Source organism: uncultured Gimesia sp. (assembly GCF_937910335.1).
Lineage (GTDB): Bacteria > Planctomycetota > Planctomycetia > Planctomycetales > Planctomycetaceae > Gimesia.
The window spans coordinates 1-8674 of record NZ_CALEMX010000605.1 but is presented as its reverse complement, the minus strand read 5'-3'; the positions used below and the strand labels follow the sequence as shown (position 1 = coordinate 8674).

The following is an 8674-nucleotide window of genomic DNA, read 5'->3' as shown; positions in this document are numbered from 1 at the left end:
TTCGGTTTCCTCAACGCGAAGAGCGACGTTCGATTCCAGTTCGCGCATCAGCCGTTCACGTAGATTACGACTGGTGACATATTTTCCATCCTGCCCTGCCAATGGAGAACTGTTGATCGTAAATAACATCGATAATGTCGGTTCATCCACATCAATTCGAACAAGCGCTTCTGGTTTTTCTGCACAGGCAACAGTGTCACCAATTTCCGGATTATCCAGACCGACGAGCGCTACGATATCACCGGCAGATGCCACCTCGACGGGAGCTCTTCCCAAGTTATTGTAAGTCTCAACCGAATCGATCGTGCACTTCACATGATCTCCGTTCCGTTTGATAACCGTCACACGTTCTCCTGAATGAACTTTTCCGCTACTGATGCGACCTGTTGCTACACGGCCAACATATTCGGACCATTCCAAAGTTGTGACCATCATTGTCAGCGGTGCATCCTGATTCACATCCGGCGCGGGTACATTTTCCAATACCATGTCTAAAAGCGGATGAATGCTGTTGCCAAAGTTGTTGAGGTCATGTGTGGCAAAACCTTCGCGGGCACTGGCATAGATATAGGGGAAATCGAGTGTTTCATCATCTGCTTCCAGATCGACAAACAAATCAAACATTTCGCTGAGTACATGATCGGGACGACAATCAGTACGGTCAATCTTGTTGATGACGACTAGAGGTTTCAGATGACATTCCAAGGCTTTCTTCAAAACAAAGCGAGTCTGTGGTCGCGGGCCTTCGAAGGCGTCTACCAGAATTAAGACCCCATCGGCCATTCTTAAAACACGTTCCACTTCACCACCAAAGTCGGCGTGCCCTGGCGTATCGATGATGTTGATTTTCACACCTTGATACACCAAAGCAATGTTTTTTGCCAAAATGGTAATGCCACGTTCCCGTTCCAGATCATTCGAATCCAGAATACAATCACCTTTTAATTGAGCATCCCGAAAATGGCCACTCTGATGTAGTAAGGCATCAACCAGAGTCGTCTTCCCATGATCCACGTGCGCAATAATCGCAATGTTCCGCACATCTTCTCGCTTCATAACTCTCAACTCTTCCCACTATGATTCTCTTGACAAACCATCTTGATATTCAAACGTTCCCTACAGGAAACAGAGGGCCTCACCAAAAAACCGCTTCTCTACGAATCAGGCAACTATATAAGGGGCGAAATATATCAACAATAGATTAACACAGCAAAGCCCAGAAATAGACATTCTTACTGGTAGTTCGGGCCGGTATTAGCGATACTTTGATCATTCTTACGTCAAACTTACGTCAAAACGTCATAATCTGAGAGATCTCAGTGTCCATTTCAAGCATATTAAGGGGTCACTTTCGCATGAGACTGCATCGCCTGCACAGCTGCCTTTCTTTCATACTTTTGACTTTCGCCCCCTTTTTATCGGCAATCGCTCAGGAATCTCAACAGCTCGATCTGATCCTAAAAGAAGCCACCATCATTGATGGGACTGGAAAACCTGGATTCATTGGCGACATCGCCATACGAAACGAACGTATAGTTTCCGTTGGACCGAAAATAAATCAACCGGCGAAACAGATCATTCAATGTAAAGGACTGACCGTTGCCCCCGGTTTTATTGATTTACACAATCACAGTGATCGGCCCATAGTTTCCGCACTGACCCGCTCTAACATGAACTTTATCACCCAAGGTTGCACAACCATTGTCACGGGTAATTGTGGTAGTGGTCCAGTCGATACAGAACAATACTATCGTAAGATAGATGCTTCGGGAAGCGGAACGAATGTGATGCACCTGATCCCTCAAGGCTCTCTGCGTGACCAGGTAATGGGATCAGGTCAGAAAGAGCCAACGCCTGAAGAACTGAAAACAATGAAAAAACTGGCTCTGAAAGCGATGCAGGATGGTGCCTGGGGGATGTCAACCGGCCTGATTTACGTTCCCAGTTCTTATGCAAAGACAGAAGAAATCATCGAACTGGCGAAAATCGTGTCTCAGCATCATGGGATCTATGCCAGTCACATTCGCAATGAAAGTACAGAGTTACTCTCAGCCGTCAATGAAGCTCTGAAAATTGGGCAACAGGCGAAGCTGCCCGTTCATATTTCTCATTTCAAATCCAGTGGCCAGGATGCCTGGGGGTTGGTCATCAGAGCTGCCGAGATGATTGATGCAGCGCGTAAAGCAGGACAGCGAGTCACCGCCGATCAATACCCGTATATTGCTTCGAGTACATCTCTGGGGGCTACGTTAATCCCTGCCTGGGCCAGAGCGGGAGGAAACAAAGAATTAGTCAAACGTCTGGAAGCGCCTGAAACTTCTCAAAAAATCATTAACATTATGAAAAAGAATATTAAAAAGCGAGAAGGAGGCAAAGCGGTACGAATTGCCCGCTATTCAGATCAACCGAACTGGGTGGGAAAAAATTTGCAGCAAATTGCTGAGGAAGAAAATAAAAGTGTGCTGGAGATCGCATTGGAGATCACGCGCAAAGGAGGGGCTTCCATTGTGAATTTCAGTATGAATGAAGAAGATGTCCGCCAGATTATGAAAATTGACTGGGTGGCGACAGCTTCGGACGGGCGGGCCTACCTGCCTGGTTCAGATAAACCGCATCCCCGCAATTATGGTACGTTCCCTCGTAAGCTGGGATATTATGCTCTGCAAGAAAAAGTCATCCCATTGGAACACGCTGTTCGTAGTGCGACAGGCCTCCCTGCCGATATTCTCGGTCTTAAAGATAGAGGTTATCTTCGCCCGGGCGCGTATGCGGATATCGTTGTTTTTGATCCAAAACAGCTCATCGATCAGGCAACGTTTGATAATCCGCATCAATATTCAAAAGGGGTCCGCTATCTGTTTGTTAACGGAAAACCGGCAATCAGTGCTGGATCTCCGACAGGCAGTCTGGCGGGTAAAGCCTTGCGGCATCCAGCGGTCGACCAAGCTTCAGACAACTAAAATCCTTAACGGTTTAAGAAAGCCTCTCTTTGAACTCACAGACAGTACAGCTTCTGGTCAGCATCAGACATCGCGATGAAATCCTGCCCGCCCTTCAGGGGGGTTGTGATATTCTGGATCTTAAGGAGCCATTCAATGGCCCTCTGGCGATGGTTAGTGAAGAAATGCTGCGCATGATTTCGGAGTTTATCTCAAACCATAAAGTGACTGTTCCCTTAAGCATGGCGTTGGGAGAACTGGTGGAGTGGCAAGAAAAAAGTTCCTCTCTTTTCATTCCGAAAGAGATCAGCTATTTAAAAATGGGCTTGTCTCAAACTGTCGGAAGAAAGAACTGGTATGCTGACTGGCTGGATTTGAGAACACAGGTCGAAGACATCAACAGCACCACGTTTCAGTGGATTGCGGTGGCATATGCAGATTGGCAACAGGCTCACTCCGTCTCGCCACAGGAAGTTCTCACAGCCGCCATCTCAAGCCAGTGCACGGGTCTTTTAATTGACACTTACTCCAAGCGAGGGCAGAGCCTTTTGGACTTTTTATCGCTTGAACAGATCGGGGCATTGATTGAACAGGCACGGGCTCACAAATTGACAATTGCCCTGGCGGGATCGATTCATCATGAAAACCTGGCGTCATTGTCTGACGTTTCTCCCGATATTATCGGAATCCGCAGCGCAGCTTGTCGGGGTAATCTGAGAACGAATAAAGTGGAAGAAGAAGCAGTGAGAAGTTTTCGAAAACAACTCGACTGTCAATACGCCCTGACCGAATCAGGATGACATATCGGTGGAAACCGTTTGCGCCTTTGCATCCTTTACTGGATTGTAGGGAGCATACTTTTTCAGTTTCAACTTTTCGATCATGGGAATAACGTTGTCAGCAGGAATCGCAAAGGATTTTGTTCTGCCAGCGCGTGCAATATTTAATCCAATGGCCTGTCCATTGAGATTGACAATCACTCCCCCGCAATCTTCGGGTCGTAATACTGCGTCGTGTTGCAAGACTTCTGTAAAACCAGTCTTTCGGCGACTTAGTGCACCACCCATTTTTTTCTGCATTTCACGCAAGCGATCATAAATCAACATTTGCGGATCTGTCAAAATGACGATTGCTGTGATTTCTTCATTTTCTCTGAGTACCTTCACTCTTACGCGGTCTCCCGGCAGGAACTTTTCAACAAAATCCGAAAGTGCTTTTGCGTTTTCAATATTTTCACCCGCTACATTCATAATTACATCGCCGGGTTTCAGTCCCGCTTCTTCGGCACCGCTCTCGCGCATCACCTGTTTTACGAGTGCGCCGCCCTCGGCATCGTCAATACGAACTCCTAGAACACCAGGCTGTGGCTTAATCGCACGTCTGGCGACACTCAGTACGCCTACACTGACAGGGGACATACTTAAGCCGGGAGTCACCAACCACTGTCCCACTTTCGGATCGGAGGTAGACTGCCACTTGACTGTTGGCAGATTTTTTGCTTTAATTTTGATCAACGCCAAATCCAGTTTGCCATCGACGCCGATGATTTCTGCTTCGTATCGTTCTGAAGTCGCTAACTCACAGGTGACTTGTCCCTCCAATTGACTGGCTTTGGTCAGAATCCACCCTTCCCCACCCACAATTGCCCCTAGAGAGACTTCTTTTCCATTAGCACGAACGCGTACAGTCCATGATCGGGGAGTCGAAACGACGGAACGAAAGGCTTTACGAATTTGAGAACCACTGGTGAGCTGACTCGGTCGCAACTGTTCCCATGCGAATCCATCAGAGGCGAGACTACCGATGAACACCGGAATGCTCAAAAGCATCATTACAAATCGAACGCAGATCGATTGTTTACATCTCTTTTTTTGATCTTGGTTCAATTGATTCCCCCCTAGTTAACTTTAAGTTTGATCATCTTTTTCAGACTGAAATTCGCTCAAAATTGTATTCTGAGTTCTTCTCTAATCTCTGGCTGCTAATTGGACTTCGATCGACATGGTTTTCTTGTCACGAATCAGTTTGAGCTGAACCGTTTGTCCTGGCTTATATTGTTGAACGACGCCAGCCAGTTGTTCGATGCCTGTGATTTTCTGATCGTTCAATTGAATAATCAGGTCATTTTCTTTGAGTCCTGCAATTTCCGCTGGAAATCCCCGAGTTACTCCCGTCACTTTACAGCCTTGTTCTGCATCAATTCCATTCACTCCCAGAACAGCATTCTGCCCCAGAGGTTTTGCGCCCCACATATCACCAGAAACGAGCTTCGCCCAATCATTCTGAAAGGCGGAAACAGGGATATGAAAATTCCAACTTGTTGCGGGGCCGATTCGACTATGAATTCCGATAACCTCTCCCTTCATGTTGAAGAGGGGGCCTCCTGAATCACCACCGATTAATGTGCAATCGGTTTGAATCAGATGTTTCTTACGAGAGATGACTCTTCCCAGACGGACCACTGGGGCGCGTCCTGATTGATAGCCATTCGGATGCCCTGTGGCAATCACCCATTCTCCCGATTCCAATTTTGAAATATCTCCCATTTTCACCTGGGGAAGTTTATCAATTTCGATCTCATCGTTTTCCACGAGTTTCACCAGACCGGCATCCATTCCCCGGTTCAAACCCATTGTTTTTCCTTTTAATCTTCTGCCATCATGTAGAATAATGGTGGCATTTTTTTGAGCGAGCCCGATCACATGTGCGGCTGTCAGGATATAGCCCGCTTTATTATCGATTATGACACCGCTTCCCTGTGCATCGCCTACACGAACAGAAACCGTGCTGCGAATGGATGACTCCGTGAGAGAAGTCACTTTTTTCTCAATCTGCTTTAGATCTTCTAAGGAATCGGGGACGGTTTTGAAAAAGACCTGTGAGAGCTTCGAGGCAGGGTCTGAGCTCACCGGCTTTTGAACTTTGACATCCTGTGCACCGACTTGCGCAGCGGAAAACAGAACACCTAAGGCCAGCACACTACTCACAATGTGCTTGACCAAAGCGTTTTCAACTGTTTCCAGATTCTGTAAACGGCTTACGCTCATAAATCCCCAAGTAACGAAAAAGATAAATGCAGTTCTCAGGTAAGAGATGTTGATTATAGGATACGCGATCCATATCAGTGTTTACAAGAAAAAACAGGGAAAACAAACTGGTAAACTTTTTTCTAAATTCTCTGCAAAATTGGACTTGTGTCTATTCTCAACCTTGCAAAAGTATTTCTGATCGCCATGATTTTCTTATTTCGCCAACCTTTCATTCACGAGAGTATTCAGTATGATTCCTGAAGGTTTCTAAGATAAAACCCTTGTTTACTTACTTCAAATTGACTTTAGATCACAGAATCAATCAAATTTATGGATATACAGCAAACTGATTTTCCGGGTTTAATGATCATCACTCCTCCTGTCTTTTCTGACCAAAGGGGTTTTTTTAAGGAAACGTACCAGCAAATACGGTATCAAGACGCCGGAATAAACGACACGTTTGTACAGGATAACTTTTCCAGTTCTTCATCTGGTATATTGCGTGGGTTGCATTTTCAAATCAAGCGACCACAGGCAAAGATGGTTTTTGTTGCCCAGGGTGAAATTCTTGATGTTTGTGTAGATCTGCGAAAAAATTCTCCCACATTTGGAAAATCATTCTCGATTACACTCTCAGCTGAAAATCATCAGCAACTTTTTGTGCCGGCTGGATTTGCACATGGTTTTTATGTGATCAGTCCTCAAGCGAATTTTCATTACAAATGCAGCGACTATTATTTTCCGGAATACGAAAGAACGTTACTCTGGAATGATCCGGCTCTGGAAATCGACTGGCCTGTTTCTTCAGAGCCAATCCTTTCTGAAAAAGACAAACTGGGTCTGCCTTTAAGTGAGAGTGAAATTTTTGAAACGTTATGAAGTTGCCTCTAATCGCATTAACTATGGGTGATGTTTCAGGCATTGGACCTCAATTACTGGATGCACTTTGTTCAGAGGCTGATCTTTTTCAAATTTGTCGACCTGTCGTTTATGGAAATGCGGAGATTCTGAGCCGCGCTTCTGAATGTTCTGGAAGCACTCTGCGTGTGCTTTCGATCGATAGCATCACCGATGCAACTTCGTTCCAACCGGGTACGGCCTTCTGCCTTGATCGTGGAAAGGCAGATGTGCTAAACGCTGTTCCCTGTCAGGTTGATGCACGTTCGGGACAGGGTGCTCACGATTATCTGGTCAGTGCGATTGAAGACTGCCTTTCCGGACAAGTTGATGCAATGACAACTGCACCATTGAATAAAGAGTCGTTGCGTCTGGCCGGTATTGAATTTCCCGGCCATACAGAAATCCTGGCAGAGCGTTGTCAGGTTGATGATTTTGGAATGATGCTCTACCTGCCTCAAAGTGATGTTATCAAACCAGCGGCAGGATTGGGAATCGTTCACGCTACGTTACACACATCGATCGCCAGAGTCCCCGGCTTACTTAACACACAAGCGATCTATGAAAAGACCCGTCTGATTTCCGAGTTAATGCATATCATGGGAGTCTCAAATCCCCGCGTCGCGGTCTGCGCTTTGAACCCGCATGCGGGCGAACATGGACTGTTCGGCGATGAAGAAGCCCGGATCATCGCTCCCGCTGTTATGCAGGCTAAACAATCTGGAATTAATGCAGCGGGCCCGCTTCCTGCAGATACTCTGATAAGAAGAGCCGTGAATGGTGAATTTGATGCGGTTGTTGCCATGTACCATGATCAAGGTCACATTCCTTTCAAACTTTTAGGTTTTGATCAGGCAGTCAACATCACACTGGGCTTACCGATTGTCAGAACCAGCCCCAGTCATGGAACTGCCTTTGATATTGCCTGGACCGATACGGCGCCTGATACCCGAGGAATCCGTGAAGCAATCAAAGCGGCGGTAAAACTGGCGGCACAGAAAAAAAAGAGCCCCTAAACGGATACGATTTATTCTTGAAAGAATGATGATGATGATGATGGAACGTCCAGACTTAATACCTCAGCCTGACCCCAACGTTACCAACCTGCTATTGATCAGGCATGGTGCAACTCCCCCCAATGAACAACGCCCCTATATTCTCCAGGGCTGTGGAATTGATCCGAGCTTGAGTGAATCGGGACAAAAACAGGCCGCTGCGCTTTCTGAATTCCTTTCCAGAAACAGTGCGATTCAACATGTTTACTGCAGCCCCATGATTCGCGCTAAAGAAACGGCGCTCGCGATCAGCGAGCGATTTGGATTGATCCCTCAGGAAATCCCAGAAATTCATGAATGTGATGTTGGTTTATGGGAAGGCAAGTCCTGGGACATCATCATGCAGGAATACCCTGAAGAATACCGTGCCTTTATGGAAGATTCCTCTCAAAATCGATATGCCGGTGGTGAATCCTATCACGATGTACTTGATCGCTCGGAACCGGCAATCCAATCTGTGTTGGAACGACATCCGGGTGAAACGGTCGCGATTGTCGCGCACAATGTTGTGAATCGGGTTTACCTTGCCAAGCTGTTGGGATTAGAAATCAAACGGGCCAAAGAGATCACACAAACCAATACCGGAATCAACATCATTAGACACAAACAGGGAGAGACCAGACTGGTCACTATGAACGCCATTTTTCATCTGAGTGGTATCCCACACTAACATTACTTTTAATGTGTAAGAAACCGTACGCTGGTTCTTTCATCGTCGCTTATCATTTTTTTAGTGATTGTATATAGTCGCTCA

At 46.3% G+C, this 8674-nt stretch carries 8 protein-coding genes; 5 read left to right on the top strand and 3 right to left on the bottom strand.

The features are described from left to right. On the bottom strand, positions 1-1056 hold a 1056-nt coding region (locus Q0668_RS24720; protein WP_298869226.1), incomplete at its 3' end, for a GTP-binding protein. 299 nt (positions 1057-1355) lie between these two features. Between Q0668_RS24720 and Q0668_RS24715 the strand changes: the two genes are divergently transcribed. Both Q0668_RS24715 and Q0668_RS24710 read left to right on the top strand, forming a co-directional pair. Continuing rightward, positions 1356-2960 carry a D-aminoacylase gene (locus Q0668_RS24715; protein ID WP_298869225.1) on the top strand — a complete coding sequence of 535 codons (1605 nt, stop codon included), beginning with the start codon at positions 1356-1358 and terminating at the stop codon, positions 2958-2960. Positions 2961-2989: 29 nt separating this feature from the next. After that, positions 2990-3739 carry a (5-formylfuran-3-yl)methyl phosphate synthase gene (locus tag Q0668_RS24710; protein WP_298869224.1) on the top strand — a complete coding sequence of 250 codons (750 nt, stop codon included), beginning with the start codon at positions 2990-2992 and terminating at the stop codon, positions 3737-3739. Here Q0668_RS24710 and Q0668_RS24705 read toward each other — a convergent pair. Then, the gene (locus Q0668_RS24705) at positions 3731-4825 is read right to left on the bottom strand and encodes a PDZ domain-containing protein (RefSeq protein WP_298869223.1); all 1095 of its coding nucleotides are present in this window, start codon (positions 4823-4825) and stop codon (positions 3731-3733) included. The genes Q0668_RS24710 and Q0668_RS24705 overlap by 9 nt on opposite strands. Positions 4826-4906: 81 nt before the next feature. After that, positions 4907-5986: a trypsin-like peptidase domain-containing protein gene (locus Q0668_RS24700; RefSeq protein ID WP_298869222.1), complete on the bottom strand. Its 1080-nt coding sequence runs from the start codon at positions 5984-5986 to the stop codon at positions 4907-4909. Positions 5987-6298: 312 nt separating this feature from the next. Between Q0668_RS24700 and rfbC the strand changes: the two genes are divergently transcribed. From rfbC to Q0668_RS24685, 3 genes are read left to right on the top strand one after another with little or no spacing between them, the layout of a single operon-like run. Continuing rightward, a complete protein-coding gene (gene rfbC / locus Q0668_RS24695) occupies positions 6299-6847 on the top strand; it encodes a dTDP-4-dehydrorhamnose 3,5-epimerase (RefSeq protein WP_298869221.1) in 549 nt (182 codons plus the stop codon). Next, positions 6844-7881 (top strand): 4-hydroxythreonine-4-phosphate dehydrogenase PdxA, encoded by a 1038-nt coding sequence (pdxA, locus tag Q0668_RS24690; RefSeq protein WP_298869220.1) that lies wholly within the window; start codon positions 6844-6846, stop codon positions 7879-7881. The genes rfbC and pdxA overlap by 4 nt, the downstream gene beginning before the upstream one ends. 37 nt (positions 7882-7918) lie before the next feature. Continuing rightward, positions 7919-8590, top strand: coding sequence for a histidine phosphatase family protein (locus tag Q0668_RS24685; RefSeq protein WP_298869219.1), 672 nt, complete (start codon positions 7919-7921; stop codon positions 8588-8590). The last annotated feature ends 84 nt before the right edge of the window (positions 8591-8674 follow it).

Coding starts and splice junctions, on each gene's coding strand:
- Q0668_RS24700 (WP_298869222.1), bottom strand. CDS start 5,986: ATGAGCGTAAGCCGTTTACAGAATCTGGAAACAGTTGAAAACGCTTTG.
- Q0668_RS24715 (WP_298869225.1), top strand. CDS start 1,356: ATGAGACTGCATCGCCTGCACAGCTGCCTTTCTTTCATACTTTTGACT.
- rfbC (WP_298869221.1), top strand. CDS start 6,299: ATGGATATACAGCAAACTGATTTTCCGGGTTTAATGATCATCACTCCT.
- pdxA (WP_298869220.1), top strand. CDS start 6,844: ATGAAGTTGCCTCTAATCGCATTAACTATGGGTGATGTTTCAGGCATT.
- Q0668_RS24685 (WP_298869219.1), top strand. CDS start 7,919: ATGATGGAACGTCCAGACTTAATACCTCAGCCTGACCCCAACGTTACC.